We start from the raw sequence: 17,475 nt of genomic DNA, 5'->3' as shown, positions 1-17,475 counted from the left end.
CGGATTAGATAAGTAACGTTTGGTTTGTTTCAGATTAACCACCAACATATTGATTATACAACGACCTGGCCTTGGCGATATCCGATGTGCCATGCACCAGGGTTCTGCCGTCCCGGAATATAACCAAACGATGTGGATTCACCTGATAGATGATCATATACGGCGTTACGGTTGCTTTTCCTTGATGAAGCTTGTTCAATCGCTCAGCCATTTCGTCCAATTGAAGCTGCAGGGGTCTGGCTGGCCTGATCTGCACCGTATCCCTACCGCACAAGACTTCGCTTTTATCCGCGTGTTCAGCCGTCAAGTAAGGATAATTCGGATGCTCCCCGCATGTGGGGCAGTCCGATTTTTTCGCTCGGTCTACGCCAAACTCCACCCGTTCATTATGCCACAAATCGAAGGACAGCATCTTTTTTCTAAGAACATGTCGATGCCCCGATAAAAGTTTCATCGCTTCCATCGTTTGATGGGCAGCGACCATCTGTACCGCTTGCGGAAGAATTCCGTTAATGTCGCAGGTGTCGCCGCCCAAGGGAATCGTCCCAAGCAGACAGTTCAAGCATGGCGTCTCTCCCGGTAAAAATGTGTAACTCATGCCTGAACTTCCGACGCAGCCTCCGTAAATCCACGGGATTCCATGCTTAAATCCAATGTCGTTCAGGATCAGCCGGGTTCCGAAATTATCGGTAGCGTCCATCATCAAATCAACGCCTTGACTGAGTACTGCCAGTTCCTGCGCACGTACATCCATAACGATACCGTCCACGATACCGTCTGAATTAATCGCAGATAAGCGCTTAGCCGCTGCTACGGCCTTCGGCAATCGATCGATCGCGTCCTGTTCGGTAAACAGCTGCTGACGCTGCAGATTGCTCCATTCCACGTAATCCCGATCCACGATGGTTACATGCCCGACACCTGCGCGAACCAAAGTTTCCGCTACGGCGCTTCCCAGCGCCCCGGCACCAAGAACGAGCACATGGCTCTTTCGGAGGCGAAGCTGACCTTCTTTTCCAAATGGGGTAAACCGCTCTTGCCTAGAATATCGATCCTCTCGTTCCATAGGAACTGTTACACCGCGGTCCGTGGACTCCGAGGCTGCCATGAAGTGAGGCAACGTACGATTTACTTCCTCCCTGTTATCGTTTAAACGAGACATGAATTATCCTCCGATCAATATCTGCAAATCTTCTACGAATAAGAGAAGACTTCACGAAGTTTTTAAATGACAACCTATGATTAGAAATACCCATCCCCCGAAGAGGATGGGCTGTTTACTATTTCAGCCTAAAACAACCTTGTATTCAGCGCCTTCTCCAGGACACCGCGATGACGCATAATCCAGGCTGCACTCCGCGCCCTCCAGGCCAATCCCCATAGAGGGCCTTCCGATTCCGGCGTGACCTGCAGCTCGATCGCTTCCTCTGCCGTTTCCCGAACGACCACCTCAACGATCATATCAAACAGGGCCGTTCGAAGGGACGGATCGACGCCATAGGCGTCAACCATTAAACGGAGCTGCCTTGCACGGGTATTAGCATCCGGCAAACCGACTCTTTCCGCAACATCATCATCGTGCAGCTGCGGAAAGAGCCAGCACACACGGGCTAATTCGACGAGCGGATGTACAGGTCCGGCATATTCCCAGTCAATTAACGCAATTGGCATCCCATCACGGGTAACCATATTCCAAGGTGCAATATCACCATGGCTGTATACAAGTCTGCTGTCACCCAGCTCACGCAGGAACCACGGCTTCCAGACACTCCCGGGCTGCGATTTAAATGTAGCCGAAGCGTCATGAAGTTTACGCAATAATTGTCCTACTTCGATGATGCCTTCGTCGCTCCAGGGCCCGGGATGAACAAATTCGCCTTCGATATAACTTAACATCTCTTGGCCATTCTCATTACATCCAGAGCCTATAATTTCCGGAATCGACGTAAACCCTGTTTGCCTCAGATGCCTCAACAATGAGTGTATAGCCGGCGTCCAAGGTCCTGATGGGCGGTACACAATCTGGCCCTGCCGTACAACCGACTTTTCAGGAGAAAGGACGACGTCCTCTCCCTGACTGGAGTTATGTTCCGAATTCATTTTAAATACGTCTCCCCTTCAGAAGGGAATTACACAGGTTAACGGGGCTATGGATGCGAATCCCCTTCATATAATAATGCCCCGATGGATAAGTCCAGGTCTTCCATCAACATCTCCTCCGTTCTTTTCAGGTTGTTTCTAGCATATCACAAATAAACCATAAACCGAATGTCCATCTTACCGGATATATCAAAGGAGGACAGGCAGCAATCTGCCCATCCTCCTTATAAAATACTAATACATTCATTCTAATCAAAGTTTTCATTTCATATATCCTGCTGAGGGCAGGATGGGGATTCTGAATTGAATCAGGAATTCTGGTTGGACCAATCTTCGACGTTCCAGATCTTGGTCACCCAATCCTCATAAAACTCAGGTTCGTGGGAAACCAGCAGAATCGTGCCTTTATATTCTTTCAAAGCACGTCTTAGTTCCTCCTTAGCCACAACGTCAAGGTGGTTCGTCGGTTCGTCAAACAGAATCCAGTTGCTTTCGCGCATCAGAAGTTTACACAGACGGACCTTGGCTTGCTCTCCGCCGCTAAGTGCCTTCATTGGACGTGTAATATGCTCGTTTTTGAGCCCGCAGCGAGCAAGCGCTGCACGAACCTCGTGCTGGTTCAAATGGGAAAATTCGTTCCACACATCATCAATCGGCGTAATATTCCCTGGACGTACTTCCTGCTCAAAATAAGCAGGCACCAGGAAATCCCCTTGATAGGTCTTCCCCGAAAGCGCTGGAATTTTGCCAAGTATGGTCTTCAGCAGCGTTGATTTACCTACGCCATTACAGCCTACAATAGCAATTTTCTCTCCACGCTCGATCAGGATATTCATTTTGGGGAGCAATGGCCGATCGTATCCGATCTCAAAGTCGATTCCCTCGAATACCGTTTTACCACTGGCACGGGCTTCCTTGAAGTTAAACACAGGTTTAGCCGCTTCTTCCGGACGGTCAATCCGCTCCATACGATCCAGCTGTTTCTCCCGGCTCTTCGCCCGGCCAGAGGTGGAATAACGAGCCTTGTTCCGCTGAATGAAGTCTTCCTGTTTCTTGATAAACTCCTGCTGCTTCTCGTAAGCATCAATATGCTGGTTCTTATTGATATCAGCCATTTCCAGGAACTTCTCGTAGTTCGCTGTATAGCGAGTTAATTTCGCAAATTCCAGATGATAGATCACATCCACCACCTGGTTCATAAACTCCGTATCATGGGATATCAAAATGAAAGCATATGGGTACTGCTTCAAATATTGAGTGAGCCAATCAATATGCTCAACATCCAGATAGTTGGTAGGCTCGTCCAGCAACAGTACATTCGGCTTCTCCAGAAGAAGCTTCGCGAGCAATACTTTGGTACGCTGTCCCCCGCTTAAAGTTGCGACATCGCGATCCAGGCCAATGACGGATAACCCAAGACCATTCGCCATCTCCTCAACCTTTACGTCCAGCATGTAGAAATTCCCGATATCCAGCTGCTCCTGAATTTCACCCATTTGCTCGAGCAGCAGCTCCAACTCTTCAGGAGAAGCATCACTCATCTTATTGGTGATCTCCATCATTTCTTTTTCCAGCTCCAGTAGAGGCAGGAAGGCATCCTTTAACACATCGCGAACCGTTTTGCCAGGTGTCAGCTTGGTGTGCTGGTCCAGGTATCCGTACCGGATCTTCGGTGTCCACTCCACCTTGCCGCTGTCTTTTAACAGCTGCCCGGTCAAAATATTCATTAGCGTTGATTTGCCTACGCCGTTTGCTCCAACCAAACCAACATGTTCGCCTGCCAGCAAACGAAAGGATACATTCTTAAATAGAGTACGTTCCCCGAAATTATGTGATACGTTCTCTACAGTCAATAAACTCATGGCTATAGTAACTCCTGTCTGTATAAAATGAACTTATTTCATGTTAATTTAGCGAAATATACACAGTCAAGAGTTTATTGTATCACATCATGGAGCCCGGCAGAAACCATAACTTTCAGGGATTAGAGGACACCGGGATTAGAACAGCTTTTCTCCTGATATCCTGCTTCCGCTGCATCTTTGGCACTCGGGAACACTTCTTCCACGCGATAGTTGAATTGACAGACATCACGGTAATAATATCTGAGCCCCCTGCTATCCACCCCTCCGAAATAAACAGGAGCTTTAACAAGTCTGCCTCCTCCAAGGGCATAGTTATTATAATACTGATCGCCCATGGGAATGCCTTGAATGAACGCCATCATACCGATGTCATCCATCGTATTCACCCACTCTTCCTGAGATATTAACGGAAGCGCGAACGTATAGGATACTCCGTTTCGGAGAGCCACTTGGTTGTGCCGCTGTATGTAATAAGCAAGACGATCTTGAACGCTATTTACAATCGTGATCCGTCTGACTTGTTCAAACCTATCCTTATCTTCCAGCAAAGTTATACCCGTCCTGCCGCTCAGGTCCTCCCGATAGCCGGAGTGCCAGATGGAAGAGCCTCCACGTGATTCATATACCTGAACGAAGGAATCCAATGTAAACTGGATGCTGTTGCCCCTGCCATCATTCCAGGCATAAGGAATTTTTGGGGTCCATCTGTGCTCCACGAGCTCCTCCCCATACGCGTTGGTGAAGGTTTGTGAAACATACATATAAAACCCGTCATAATCCAGAACAACGATAGCAGGAATATACCACCACAGAGCAGACTGCGCAGCCGGATCATCCGCGATCCCCATATTGATGTACAGCGTCCGGGAAAAGGACTCCAGCGCTCGTTCTTTATCCGCACGCATAAATTTCAAAGAATCATATGCCGACTCTTTGTCCTGAGTCTCATTATCGTTCAGCATCATCCCGCCGTCTTGAACGGCTGTACGCAGAGCAGCCGAGTATTTCATTTCTACGTACCGGACATCCTCTAAACTCTCGGCACGCATGCCCAGAATAATAAACATGGGGAAAAACACGGCGGTAAATACGATGGCAAGATCAGTAATCTTCATTCAGTACCAAACCTCCGTATGGAAATGCGATTGCTGCTTTGCCACCTGAATTTGATCCGGTCAACGCATCGAACATGATCAATCCGGGTGTTCGATTCAGAGTACTGACACTTACCTGAAAGTGATCTCCGGCCGTTAGACGGTATCGGCGCCTTTCATCCTGTTTATCGACATTCGACTGCGGGAATAGATAACCCATAACATCTTCCTGATAATAAGCATCATATACGACGGAATAGCGGTTCAAGAACGTTCCAGGATCTGAAGGATCGGCATATTCCGGGTGGTATTTCTTATGATGATGTTCCATTTCCACATTGTAAATGTTCCCGGTGGCTGCCAGCTCTTGCAGGAAGTCATTGTACATGATCGGAGTAATATACCCCTTCGTACGAACACTGTCCACGAATTTGGTAACGGATTGATAAACAACGAGTCGTGACAGATCATCCTGTCTTCTGGCCATCTCGCCTGCGGGAACCAAGTACAGCAGAAGAAGGGCCAGAAAGGCAGCAAACCATTTCGAAACCGAGTTTGACATTGTTGTTACCTCACTTTTACAAACTGGATGCTCTCCACTTCTCCATCGATCCTCCGAACGTACTCCGCATCATAATGGGCTTCCATATCTATGATCGAAAGATCCAGTTCCTCCGGATTACTGCCTGATTGGAACAGCACGCCATCCACATACATATTGAAGCCGCCAGCTTGAACCTCTCGCAGCGTGAATAATACTTCGCTTCCCTTATAAATGAGCTTTCTGTTCTCGTTCGTCATCTCTACGGTGATCACACCCGCATGCTGCTCCTGAGTCATTCTGCCTACGGCTGATATACCGCCATCCACCATCGTCTGAATATGGAAGGCATACAGGGCTGCGCCAAGAAATAATGCCACCGCTGCTGCCAATTCAAGTGCGCTTATCGTTTGTCCACGCAAGGCAAGTCACCTATCCATTCATAACTATTGATCGAATTTAATGCCTCTGATTACGTTAGAATCATCCTTAACGATGGTTGCCTTAAATTTCCCGCTTGGATTGACGTACTCCGGGCTTTTCTCATCCATGACGAGTTCGATATTCCCTTGTCTTGAATCCGGATTGAGAATCGAACCGTCCTTCTCCAACACATTGCCGTACCATTGCCCTGCTTTATTTTTCCCTGTTGCTATAAAAACGCCAAATTGATCCTTATCCTTGTATTTGCGCAGTGCGTTTGTCACCTGAGAACCGCTGATGGTTGTTCCGTCATACACGGTAAATGCTGCCTGGGACAACTCTGTCTGAATATCCGAAAAATTGTTTTGAGCGGTTTTGGTTGCCTCCTGCGCCGAAATAAACAAAATAACAACAATGGTAATCAGTGCTATGGTCAGAAATATGCCTGCTGCAACCTTTAAAGCGGATGATGCATTATTCATTGAAATCTCCCTCATTCTTTCAATTATTTTTTGATCCTGTTGATCATGATTCCAGCTGACCAATCCACGTAATGTTATAATCGTTGAATTTGCTCATAATACGTTTCCATCTGGGAGAAACTCATGCCGATCAGCGGGATGACAAGATACATAAAGATCAACGCATACATCGGAGTAAAACCGATCATTCGCCCCCATGCGGCCTTCGTATCGATCATCGCTTCGTACTCCTGCTTGCGTCGCTCGAAACTGTATATCATTTCTCCATCGAGGTCATCAAAAACATCCTTGATCGGTACTTTATCTACCGCAAGCAGCAGCTTGTCCACCAGCCGCTGAAATTCAGGAAACCAGACGTCTTCCTTCAGCTCCAGCAATGCCAGTTGAGCGCCATGTTCGTAATGAAGCAAGCTTTTTTGAATGGGAATCTTAAAAATAACAGCAAACCGATTAAGCCATTCCAATATGGCCTCAACCGAGATGCGCTCCATTCCTCGCAGTATGGATATGACCGTCTGATATTGATAAATTTCATGCCTCATTTCCATATTGCGTACTTTCCGGTGAAAATGCAGCAGCCATAATGGCGCCGCATATGCAGCCACACCTGCCAGAAAGGATAGCAGCAGCTCCCACCATTTCAAATACTCGCTATCATAGCGCTGCAGTTTGGTCATAATTCGATCGGTTATGATCTCAACTTGTTCCTTGGTCAATGAAGTAGGATCTGCCTCACTAATCATCTGCTTGACCTGATCATCGGTCACATCCGGCGACATATGCAATTGTTCCATTAGCAGCCGATCGCGTTCAACCGTTTCCTCTGCCTGCCGACGCTCGATCTCATTCATCTGGCCGAACAGGGAATGATTCAAAGAAACGGGGACATACAGCAGATGATGTTTAGCCTGCACATGCAGACCTGCAGCCAGCGATAGCGACAGGAAGAAAGCCAGGAAGAAGAACGTCACCCTTCTGATATAGAGCCATTCGAACTTGATTCTCGCGTTGCTTTCCTTTAGTAAACGTATCTGCCTGTTATATTTCACCGTACCGGGTGTCGGAGCCATTACCTTCACAAGCCAACGCATAACAGGAATCCTGTACATTCTTTCTTCCAGGGTCATCTTCTGTACCTCTGCGCGGTAATCCGTTTCCCGATTTTGCTGGAGCTTCTGAAGCAATATGTAAGAGATTAGAATGATGACATAAATCGATATCTTGGTCATAAACCCGAGCTTGCTCATATAAAACTCATCCATCGACGGAAAACTGCTTCTGGCCCATCGTTCAATCGGTTTGGTGAAAAAGACCGGAGCCAACGCAATCACATTCAAGCCCTTCATTAAATAATCCAGCTTGTCTCTGCGCAATATTTCCAATTGGATTTCCTTGGTCAACCCGCTTAGGCCATGCAGATAGATAGAGCCTTGTTTTCTCGCATGATCACCAAACTCCATGACAAGATGTGAAATACCCGCAAACGCTTTAAGATATCGGTTCGGCGCTACCTCATAATACCTCTCCAGCTCGTCATCAGGATCGTTGGATACCAAGGCATTATAGATCCGATGACCATGCATAGAAATTTCATGCCCTGAAGTCTCCGCTCCCTCGTACAAAGCTTCCTCTACCATTCCATGCTGCTGATAGTGATGGCGGACGGAGGAGAACAATTCAACCGATTGAATAAGTATTTTTCGTTCCAGTCGGTTAATGAACATCTCAACAAGCATATTGTTAATAACCGCTGCTGCAAGAATAACAATGACAATAAACCCCAGGTCCGGATGACTCCAAATAAGGAGCATGGCGGTTAACCCGATCGTACCGGTAATCGCGAAGGCTAATCTCACGGTTTCAAACCGGAGTGAAATTTCGTCATAGGGATGCATGATCGCGATCCGCTGTCTGATCCGTTTAAGATAGGCTTTGATTATAGGAAGCTTCATTCCACACCTATAGGCCAATTGAAACCATTGCCGGTACATCCCGCGCAATGACCTTACCTCGCCCGCATCCACCTTTACGACAGCTACCTCACGATACCCTCGTCTTCTGTTCATCCACGACACGATACCGAATGTGATGGAAAACAGTGCCAAAGATATGATTAAAATCAGAATTAATACATCTTTAGAGGACACTTTGTTCCCCCCAACCCGAAGCCAGAAACACTCTGAATTCCTCGGCATCTTCCGGATGCATATGCTCCGTCATTTCGCGAACACTGCTTTCGGATAACTTGGCGGCAGCGATATAGCTACCGTCCCGGTATTCAATCACATTACGAGATACGAAATAACTTACTTCGTTCAATCTCCGCATATGTTCTGTACTTAACTGAAAATATTCCTCCATACTGTTCTTCCAGCGCTTTTCTGAAGTTCCCTCGAATGGTGGCAGGGATCCCTTCTCAACCGGGATGCACTCTGTAATACGTTCTATGTAACGGTTACCGTAAGCGTCTCTTCTTAGATGAATGTCAAAGTTGATCACGCTGACCACCTGCTGCTCCGCAATATGCTCTTGCCTGAAAACGCCGCTCTTGAGCAAGGAGTTGCGCAAGGATTGTACAAGGTCTTTGAATGTCTTGGCATGATGGGTAAACACGGTAAACAAACTTGCCACTTGAGACATCTGTATCATCCATGACGCTACCTCGTCACTGGCAACCTCACCAAGAATATTAACGGTACCGTCCGTCTTCTTCTGCAGATCCAGCCCGGCCTGCCCACTAATATGCTCGGTTTCCCTGAAGCTGAGAATATTTCTGCGGCTATAGATTTTCCTTAAATGCAGCTCAAAGGCCATCTCTTGCACCCGAAGGGTATAGGAGGCATAAATATGACCCACCATCGCCATGAGCAGCGTTGTTTTTCCGGAACCCTGCGCACCGGTGATTGCCGTAATCCGGCTGCCTTTCATTAAATACCTCAACAAACCGATCACCAATTCCGAACCGTTTCCCGTAATTAACTGATCTAGCGAAGCCTTGGGCAGATCAAACTTGCGGACAAAGAACGCCCAGGACTCGGCAAACGGGGGCCGAACCACAACGACCCTGGAGCCATCTTTCATCTCATTCACTTTATAACCGCTGGCTTCTGAAAGCTGCCCGGGATGATTGTATTTGTATATGTTTTGACATACTCTCTTCAGTTCCAGCATCGAACCAAACGATAAAAAAGCTAGATGCAGCGACACCCCTCGATAAAAAATCCAAACACTCTCGCAGCCTGTTGCTGGCGATTCGGTATTTGAAAAGCTTAGCCCCAAAAACTCATCTTGGGTGTGAAAGATATTCTGTCCGCTGTCATGGTTGACAGGAATGCCACTTACCCCGCCACTGATCCCGTCGATCCGTTGATCCCTGATTTCATCCACGACGGAAAAGCCTTTGTACTGCTGATAAATGCGCTGAACAACGATATCAAGCTTCTCCGGAAACAAGAGCGGTCGCTGCTCTGACTCATAGATATACGCAATATCCTCTGCGGTTACCGCATACACGCTGCCCTCTCCATAACCGGGAATCACGCGAGGCCCTGCAAGATCATACGTCTCAAGAAGTACGGATAAAGCATTCTCTCCGTGCCTCTGCTTATACAGGTATAAGATGATCTCGAATTGATCCTGGGCTGTTAACTCGGTCAAGTTTTCGAATGGAATGGCAGCATGAATGTTGGACTCGTTCAAACCCAGATCTCTGACCAGCAGCTGCTTTAAAAAATCCTTTACATATGCTTTATCCAGCACATCTCCGGATACGCAGCCCTTGAGGGCACTTCTCAATTCACTTCGCTTGTTCAGCCTTCGGCGATACTCCTCTTCGTGCAGTCCTAAATCAGACAACTGGCTGTGCGTCAGCTGATGGAGGCTTTCTTTAACAAACGCAGTCATGGCTTCAAGAGAATAGGGGTCGGATCCCTGCGAAATAGCAGCCGCCGGTTTTCGGGTATCCAAATAACGCAGATATACAAACAGCAGTACAAACAAAATAATGACGATGATCCATATCGTATTGAAGGAATTACCCAAGAGCATGCTGGCCTCCCGCTTTCGAACCACCGGAAGGAAGACCAAGTTGTTCAGCCGCGGCATCCGCCAAATTACGAACAGCATCATACAGTGAGCTCATCCGTTTCATGTCAGCGCCTCCCCGACTTCGCTGCATATAAGGCATAACGGAGCGCATATTCCATGCATCCGTCATGCCGGAACAATATGGAACACCAAGCACCGTCGTCTTGATGCCAAAGCGGCGCTTGATATTTTGTAGTGAACAATGGCTCTCCCGGTCATATTTGCCGACGATATACAGGCTTGCCTTGTCCCTCAGTTCAGGGGGCAGCCCCTCCTGTTCAAGCTTATTCTCCAGTACATGCAAATTTTGATTCAAACCAACCACAATGAAGTCGGCAGCTTGAAGTATCGCGCGATCTACCGCTCCCGGAACTCCATTACCTGCATCGGCCACCGTGACGTCGTAACTTCGCTTGGAGAACTCCATAACTCTGGTCATAAGTTCCGCCTGTTTTCTGTCCTCCGCACTGCTTGCAGTCTGTATATCATCAGCGGACATTGGTTTCGGTCCACATAAAAGATCCAGCCGATCAGACAGGAGCGGCAAAGTATAATTGCGTACATTCTCCGGGTTCAGCCTCCCGCTTGTACGAAGTCGTTCCAAGGCATCCATTCCGGTATCTTGAAATGCCGTCATATAATCAAACGATTCCCGCTTAAAGGAAAAAGCTTGTTCCACTCGCTCCCCTGCATGTCCACCATGGGCGAGCAGCACTTTGACCGGATATTCAATCGCCAATACGATAGGTAAACTCGAGGCCAGCATCGTACTGCCGCTGCCGCTTTTCAAGGGACTCCATACAGCAATCAGACTCATGCATGCCTCCGTCCTGCTTGCCGAAGTGCCCGGCGAATATGCCGCTGCTCCATTTCCGTTAACAGGCGGATAAGTTCGGTAAGCGATCGTTTATATTGTCTGGATAATGGCTTAATACCCAGTCTTCCTGCATGTTCATTTTTTATTTTCAAGGCGAAGAACAATTCATCCCACGGCATTTTCACGGGAGGACCCAGCCACTGAATCCGGCTGTCTTCCAGATAGCCTTCTATGTAGGACTCATCCATCAAATCTTCAATGACCTGAACATATACCCGATGAAAAGGAGGGAGCGGATCATCTGTTCTTGCGGCTCTTAGTTCATCAAGCAAAGCCGTACTCTTGCGCAGCCCGGTTACCTCGAACCCGCTAACCCAAACATGGGCATCTGCTGTATCCCACTGCATCTTGTCCAGGAATTCCGACTTCTCCACGTCCATGACGATATAGTCGTACTTCTTCTCGTCTGTTTCTTCCAGATAGTTCATGAGCGAGGTATAGTTCTCAAATCCGGTTGCCACGTCGAATCCGGCAAACTCCATAACCGGCAACTTCGGGTGCATCACGCCTATGCAATGTTTGTACTTCGCATCCATCGCACCATCCACGAGCAGTACCCTGTTGTCTCCATTGGCTAATATTTTGCACATGTAGAGGAGCATGTCGCTCTTATCACAGATGCCTGTAAATATCCATGTCTTCACTTTGATTACACTCCTTCAATCGCTCATCTGTTCTTAGGGCTTAGCTTTGTCTTTACTAAGGACTTGAGAATATCAACTCCGCTTCTTCTGATTCCTTATCACTGCCCGCCTCGGCTTCTGGCGGTCCGGATGACCCCAGAATCTGCTCCGCCTCTGAATCCCGCTCTTCACGGAGCGGAGTCTCTGTATTATCCTCGTCGTCAGGACGGATGTCAGCAGTATTCCGTTTTGTATCCGTTGAAGATTTCGTTTGGGAGCTTAAATTGGACGCAGGACTCCAGGAGTCTGGACTTCTTGCCCCACTAGCGAAGATGGAGTTGTGATGCATGTCGGATACCTGTGCCTGCTGATTCGGCTGAAGCTTGCTTAAATCCTCTTCCAGCGTGTTTCGCAGCGTAACCTCGAAGTGTTTCTCGGCTTTCTTCACAATATTCGGGTTGCTTCCAATCAGCTTCGTTACTTCAGCGTTCGGAGGATAATTAGGTATTGCTCTCTCTTGCAGCTCCGGCTCTACATAGGTGAGTGCATAGAGTGTGGCATTATGCAGATAAGCATCCACCAAAGCGCTGGAAAGCAATAAAATCTCCTGTTCGCTTAACGTTGTCCAGAACGCCGGATATTGAAGCCTGTCGATCTTCTTCTTGGATAAAATGATGTAATCCTGTCCGCTTGGAAACTGGACCCTTACATCGATCACGTCCCCTTGGCGTAAATCGCTTGGCAGATATACGGACTTCATCTCCCGATGACGAAGATCGGACGGTGTCGGCTCTTCTTCAAAGAGCATCGAGCGGGTAATCGGTGTTCCCTGCAGCAGCTCGATCTTGGCCCCCTTCCCGGCAATCTCTTCCTTGACCGAGAACAGATTGCCGGAAGAACCGTCATCAGGCAAACGCACCTCCTTAATATCTTTCGCATCGATGAAATGACCAGGCGGAATATCTTTTAACGGGACCCATGCAACCTTCATTGAATTGAGCTGCTGAAGCTGCGTCTCTTCAAGCTCCGTGATTCGCTGCTCGTATTTAGTACGCTCTATACTCTGCTGCTCTTTATAGCCGTGCACATAATACAGCATTGCGCCGGCACATACGGCAGCTGTTACGGCTGCGCCGGCTAGTCCAGCAAATATCAGTTTGCGGCTGCGCCTCCTGATAATCGGCATTGCTTCATCTCCTTCAGTTCATATGCAGTTAATTCTTTAGAAACCTGAATCTTCGCTTCCTTTCTGCCGGCGGCAAGTAGTCCTGAAATAACTGTGCAAATGCCTCCCGGCTGCTGTCAGGCAATTCAAACGGATCCAATTGCAGGGGCAAGGAATGAACTCTATTCGTTTCTAGCGTTCTTCTCATCTCTTGAATCGTTTCTTCCCCAGCAAGAGGCAGTGCGTAGATCCTGGCCGGCTGAGGATGTCTTGACAGCATCCGGGCCAGCGTTACCACATCATGCTGTCGCCACTCCGCTCCTGATCCGATAACGATAGGGAGATCGGCCCGAAGAAACTCCTCAAGCCGTTCGCTGTCCCGGTATGCTCCCAAATCCAACACCACCGCATCGTAACTGCCCCCGAGCAGCGAAATAACTTCCGTTCTGGCTGTTTGCCGCCAAAAGTGAATCCCGTTAATTTCGAACTTTCGGATAGACCCCAGCTTCCCGCCCTCGGCAATTTCCTGAATCCGGGTAAAGGCGGTGGATTTTGCGCTCATTTCTACGATCGCTACCTTCCCGTACCTTGAAGCCAGGTAATGCCCGAATGCGATACAGCTATGGGTTGTTCCTACACCGGATGATGCCCCCAATACGGCTGCCACAAGCGTCCCGGCTAGCGTGTTGGACTGAGCACTTGATATATTCGCAGTGATCGACTGATGCCTACTGAGCGCTGAACGAACTTCTGCCGCGGATTGATATCGATGCTCCGGAGCATATTGCAGCAGCTTTCGAATAACGGGCACAAGTGCTCTTGGTAAATCGCCACGGATATGTCGCTCCACGCCCGTTATCCATTCACTGAATTTACCGCCGGTTGAGAGATAAAGCAGAAGCGCTCCAAGCCCATACAGGTCCGATCTTGCATCGCTTTGCCTTCCTCCGTACTGCTCCGGCGCCGCAAATCCAACCGTGCCCAGCTTGACGGTATCCTCGCCACTCTCCTGTTTATAGCTTCTGGCGATTCCAAAATCGATGAGTCGAACCTCCAGCTGATCGGTCAGCATAATGTTTGATGGCTTTAAATCCCGGAATACAACCTGAGGTTCGTGATTATGGAGATACTCCAAAACATCCAGCAGTTGCTCCGTCAGTTCCATGATGAAGTCCGGATTCACATTCCCCCGATATCCCCGGAAGTACTTCTCCAATGTCATGCCCTGAATATAATCCATAACTAAATAGGTGTAGCCGCTAGCCTGAGCATGAAAAAAATCGACAATGCGCGGCAGCCGCGGGTGACTGAGTTTAATCAGAAGCTGTGCCTCGTCCTGAACGGTGCGCTGCATACCGGGTTCAGACAAACTCTCCTTCACTGCCCATTTCTTCCCGGGCAGCTTCAGATCCTCAGCCAGATATACACAACTCATGCCCCCTTCACCGATCACGCGGTCAATCACGTAACGCTCGCTCAACACTTCCCCATGTACCAATCTGCAAGGCTGATTCATCTCAACGCCCTCTCCCCTGACTTACAAGCACAACAAAAAAAGGAAAGCACTCCGCCACATCACTGAATCGTGATGAATAGCGGGATGCTTTCCCTATCGTTGTCGTTGGTTAATTTTGGAATCATTATAGAACAAAATACATTGACTTGTAAAGACTTTTTTAATACTTAATCATATATAGCGTAATCTCGTCCCGATTGTGGAACAGCTGCTTTGCTCCCTGAATCTGCATTCTGGACTCTTCAAACACCGACATGATCTCTTTCACCAGCGCCATCGGTTTCTTAGTCAGCAGCTTAACCGTAATGACAGCCGTGCCGCCCGTCTGAAGACTGTGCAGCAGCCCGGTTACCATTCTGGCCATTTGTTTAGGACTCCAGCTCATATCACACACCAACATGTCAAACTCAGAGTCTCTAAACGATACGTCCGCTGCATTCTTGTGAATCACGCGGAGGTTTTTGTGACCATCGAGTGATGGATGCATTTTCGCCGGATCAATGGCCGTAACTTGCAGGCCGCGCTCCAATAAAAAGGAGGTCCATCCGCCAGGCGCTGCTCCGATATCGACAGCCTTGCGAAAGGAATCAAACGGAATTCCGAACTGCTTCTCCGCCTCAAGGAGCTTGAATTTGGCTCTTGAGATTTGTCCCTCTTCCCGCTGAAAGCGGACGGCGCCTCCGTTCCAATCCGACAGGTTGTCCTCCGGCCGTGACACGCCAACATACCAGACACTGTCAGCAGCGAATAGTGAAATGATCCACTCCGGTGCCTGTACCGTGTATTCAAGTTCTAGCGCAGCCAAGCGATGCTGTAATTCATCCCGAAGGGCCGCGGGGTTTTCCTTCCACGAGCTGTTCTCCGTCTTTCGGATCTGGATGGATACACGGCTGCGGCCGATTTCCTCCCGCTTCATGACATGCTCAACGACAGCATGCAATGCATCGCCAGCGGTATCGGCTGTCACCTCCAGATGTACCGGAAACAAATGCCGCAGAAAAATAGGCGGGGAAGACGTAATCAGCCGCTTCGCCTCATCTTCGGAGCTGCCGACTGTCGCTAAAAACACCTCACCCGGTATCATCATCGTGCTCTTTATACTGCCAAACATCCGGCGCAGCTCTTCTTGGGCGTAAGGAGCAAACCCATGGTTTGCCGTACATACCCACTTGCTGTGAAAATCCCGGTGACTTTGATTCTGTTCCTCATGCTCTTGCATCACATTTAATTCATCCAAACGGATTAACCTCCAGAAATAACTTTGATCCAGGGACGTCCGCCATCCCATTCCAGCTGAGCGTCGATATCATAAGTTTGTTTGATAAGTTCATGGTTTAATACTTCTTCTTTTGTTCCCGCACCCGTTAAGCGGCCGTCTTTCATGAGCGCCACATGAGTAAATAAAGGGACAATCTCCTCGATATGATGCGTGACATACACAACCGTAATTTCGCGCTGCCTCAGCTTGTCAATCTCCTGCAGCATCTTCTCCCGTTCATACAAATCCAGGCCCGCACACGGTTCATCCATAATCAGAATCTTCGGATCGGCCATGAGGGAGCGTGCCAACATTACCTTTTTACGTTCACCCTGTGACAATATCCCGAGCGGCTGCTCCGCCAGATGGCCGAAATTCATTTCGTTCAGCAGGGCATGGGCCTGGTTCCTGGCCTCTTCCGGTATGTCCTGGTAGAAGCGCAGAAAGGCGTAAGCCCCTGTTGCCACAACCTCCCAGACGGGGTCGCTCAGCGTCAATTTCTCCAATAACGACTGGCTAATATAGCCGATCGATTTGCGGACCTCGCGAACGTCGCATTGTCCGTAAACATGGCCAAGGACCTCCACACGCCCGCTGGAAGGAAACATATATCCTGTCATCATTTCCAGCAGCGTCGTTTTGCCTGATCCGTTCCTGCCCAAGATGGCCCAGTTCTGACCCGGCTTCATCTCGATACTAACATCATCCAGAATCTGACGGCTCCCTCTGACGAGCGACAAATGCTGTAGCGAAATCATGGCTGCACACTCCTCACAAAACTCACGATATCCTGCACGGAACCCATCCGGTACAGCACCTCCGGTGCCGGGAGGGGACTCGACTGAATAGCCAGCAATGCAGGAACGCTGCGGATTTGATACCGTTCCACAATGTCCGGAAGAAAGTTCACATCGGCTTCGAGCAGCTGCACGTCCGGCACCACATGTTCTACAATGTTGATCATCTTACGCGCTGCGGCACATGTGCCGCAGAATGGCGTATGTAAAAATACGATGACAGGATCCGCTTTCGCATCCCGTTTCGTCAGACGCTCGTGCCATTCAAGCCTCTCCGTCAATTCACGCTGCGTTACCTCAATCATCTTGAACCCTGGGCGACTTCCCGCAGAACGGATTCCGGCATCGGACCATTGTGAACCCGGACACTTTCCGGCATATGCTCATAGAGCAGCTCATACATTTTTCTTCTGCCTGATGGGCTTGAGGTATGCAAATATATTTCTCGGGCCTGCAGTTTTTCCGCGATCATGGCTGCAACCACGTCTCCGCCGTTCATTTGGCCATGTCCCAATTCAAAGTCAAGGGACAGAACATCCACTTCACATTCACGGAGCATCAGCAAACACTCTTCCCCGCTTCGTGCCAGCGCAAATCCTTTCGGATTGGGGCGCCAGTCGTCTAAATACAGATGAATCATATTACTCT

The 17,475-nt window shown here is 48.7% G+C and carries 17 protein-coding genes; all 17 read right to left on the bottom strand.

The window, feature by feature from the left end; genetic code table 11:
* Positions 1-34: 34 nt before the first annotated feature.
* Complete coding sequence (locus AC0VZ8_RS14155) at positions 35-1,108, bottom strand: ThiF family adenylyltransferase (protein WP_475487684.1); 1,074 nt, start codon at positions 1,106-1,108, stop codon at positions 35-37.
* 182 nt (positions 1,109-1,290) lie between these two features.
* Positions 1,291-2,100, bottom strand: coding sequence for an aminoglycoside phosphotransferase family protein (locus AC0VZ8_RS14150; protein ID WP_475487278.1), 810 nt, complete (start codon positions 2,098-2,100; stop codon positions 1,291-1,293).
* Positions 2,101-2,408: 308 nt separating this feature from the next.
* Positions 2,409-3,962 (bottom strand): ABC-F family ATP-binding cassette domain-containing protein, encoded by a 1,554-nt coding sequence (locus AC0VZ8_RS14145; protein WP_475487277.1) that lies wholly within the window; start codon positions 3,960-3,962, stop codon positions 2,409-2,411.
* A gap of 122 nt (positions 3,963-4,084) precedes the next feature.
* Positions 4,085-5,080, bottom strand: coding sequence for a hypothetical protein (locus AC0VZ8_RS14140; protein WP_475487276.1), 996 nt, complete (start codon positions 5,078-5,080; stop codon positions 4,085-4,087).
* Complete coding sequence (locus tag AC0VZ8_RS14135) at positions 5,067-5,621, bottom strand: hypothetical protein (RefSeq protein ID WP_475487275.1); 555 nt, start codon at positions 5,619-5,621, stop codon at positions 5,067-5,069. The genes AC0VZ8_RS14140 and AC0VZ8_RS14135 overlap by 14 nt, the downstream gene beginning before the upstream one ends.
* A gap of 5 nt (positions 5,622-5,626) precedes the next feature.
* Complete coding sequence (locus AC0VZ8_RS14130; protein ID WP_260069496.1) at positions 5,627-6,022, bottom strand: hypothetical protein; 396 nt, start codon at positions 6,020-6,022, stop codon at positions 5,627-5,629.
* 24 nt (positions 6,023-6,046) lie between these two features.
* Positions 6,047-6,505 carry an ABC transporter permease gene (locus tag AC0VZ8_RS14125; protein ID WP_071218212.1) on the bottom strand — a complete coding sequence of 153 codons (459 nt, stop codon included), beginning with the start codon at positions 6,503-6,505 and terminating at the stop codon, positions 6,047-6,049.
* 74 nt (positions 6,506-6,579) lie between these two features.
* The gene (locus tag AC0VZ8_RS14120) at positions 6,580-8,652 is read right to left on the bottom strand and encodes a hypothetical protein (protein WP_475487274.1); all 2,073 of its coding nucleotides are present in this window, start codon (positions 8,650-8,652) and stop codon (positions 6,580-6,582) included.
* On the bottom strand, positions 8,642-10,552 hold the full coding sequence (locus AC0VZ8_RS14115) for a pilus assembly protein CpaF (protein ID WP_475487683.1): 1,911 nt from the start codon (positions 10,550-10,552) through the stop codon (positions 8,642-8,644). The genes AC0VZ8_RS14120 and AC0VZ8_RS14115 overlap by 11 nt, the downstream gene beginning before the upstream one ends.
* Complete coding sequence (locus AC0VZ8_RS14110) at positions 10,539-11,408, bottom strand: CpaE/TadZ family protein (RefSeq protein WP_475487273.1); 870 nt, start codon at positions 11,406-11,408, stop codon at positions 10,539-10,541. The genes AC0VZ8_RS14115 and AC0VZ8_RS14110 overlap by 14 nt, the downstream gene beginning before the upstream one ends.
* Positions 11,405-12,112, bottom strand: a complete 708-nt coding sequence (locus tag AC0VZ8_RS14105) for a hypothetical protein (protein ID WP_475487272.1) — start codon at positions 12,110-12,112, stop codon at positions 11,405-11,407. Before AC0VZ8_RS14105 ends, AC0VZ8_RS14110 begins: the two co-directional genes overlap by 4 nt.
* Before the next feature lie 55 nt (positions 12,113-12,167).
* Positions 12,168-13,277: an SAF domain-containing protein gene (locus AC0VZ8_RS14100; RefSeq protein WP_475487271.1), complete on the bottom strand. Its 1,110-nt coding sequence runs from the start codon at positions 13,275-13,277 to the stop codon at positions 12,168-12,170.
* A 28-nt stretch (positions 13,278-13,305) separates the two neighbouring features.
* The gene (locus AC0VZ8_RS14095; protein ID WP_475487270.1) at positions 13,306-14,772 is read right to left on the bottom strand and encodes a serine/threonine protein kinase; all 1,467 of its coding nucleotides are present in this window, start codon (positions 14,770-14,772) and stop codon (positions 13,306-13,308) included.
* A 160-nt stretch (positions 14,773-14,932) separates the two neighbouring features.
* Complete coding sequence (locus tag AC0VZ8_RS14090) at positions 14,933-16,009, bottom strand: SAM-dependent methyltransferase (protein ID WP_260069490.1); 1,077 nt, start codon at positions 16,007-16,009, stop codon at positions 14,933-14,935.
* A 5-nt stretch (positions 16,010-16,014) separates the two neighbouring features.
* Positions 16,015-16,788 carry an ABC transporter ATP-binding protein gene (locus tag AC0VZ8_RS14085; RefSeq protein ID WP_216531087.1) on the bottom strand — a complete coding sequence of 258 codons (774 nt, stop codon included), beginning with the start codon at positions 16,786-16,788 and terminating at the stop codon, positions 16,015-16,017.
* Complete coding sequence (locus AC0VZ8_RS14080; protein ID WP_260069489.1) at positions 16,785-17,132, bottom strand: thioredoxin family protein; 348 nt, start codon at positions 17,130-17,132, stop codon at positions 16,785-16,787. The genes AC0VZ8_RS14085 and AC0VZ8_RS14080 overlap by 4 nt, the downstream gene beginning before the upstream one ends.
* The gene (locus AC0VZ8_RS14075) at positions 17,129-17,467 is read right to left on the bottom strand and encodes a cyclic-phosphate processing receiver domain-containing protein (protein ID WP_071218221.1); all 339 of its coding nucleotides are present in this window, start codon (positions 17,465-17,467) and stop codon (positions 17,129-17,131) included. Before AC0VZ8_RS14075 ends, AC0VZ8_RS14080 begins: the two co-directional genes overlap by 4 nt.
* Positions 17,468-17,475 lie beyond the last annotated feature (8 nt).

It is taken from the genome of Paenibacillus sp. QJM3NY_38, assembly GCF_056173265.1.
The sequence above is the reverse complement of the archived record's forward strand: the minus strand, read 5'-3'. Positions and strand labels throughout refer to the sequence as shown.